Origin of the sequence: Pseudomonas sp. rhizo25 (assembly GCF_031931935.1) — a bacterium.
Classification (GTDB): domain Bacteria; phylum Pseudomonadota; class Gammaproteobacteria; order Pseudomonadales; family Pseudomonadaceae; genus Aquipseudomonas; species Aquipseudomonas synxantha.
Genome location: NZ_JAUJXA010000065.1, coordinates 1 through 350, shown reverse-complemented (window position 1 = coordinate 350; position 350 = coordinate 1). Strand labels below are relative to the sequence as shown.

Here is a 350-nt window from a genome sequence, read left to right as displayed (position 1 = left end):
GATAGTGATGGTCTTGCCGTTATCCAGGGTGACGGTGAGCGGGTTGGTAATGTTAGTCACCGGCGCACCGTTTTTATCCACAAGGCTGGCGGTGTAAACGATATTGCCGCCTTCGCCGACAGTAGATGTGGCGGTGAGCACCACATCGACCTTGTCGATGGTGTCGTTGATCGTGGTGGTTGCGCCGTTGCCTGCAACTTCTAACTTCTCAAAGTTGCCGCCAGAAGCGTCAGTGATTTTGACGGTCTGGGTGCTCTTATCGATGAACACGTCATCGGTAGGCGCCGGGACGGTCACGGTGCCGACGGTGTCACCCGCCTTGATCGAGATACTCGAGCCGTTGTCCAGCT

Annotated in this window: 1 protein-coding gene; it reads right to left on the bottom strand. The window is 56.3% G+C overall.

The window, feature by feature from the left end:
- Positions 1 to 350 (bottom strand): immunoglobulin-like domain-containing protein (locus QZR30_RS27955; RefSeq protein ID WP_311904792.1); only part of this gene is annotated, 350 nt, incomplete at both ends.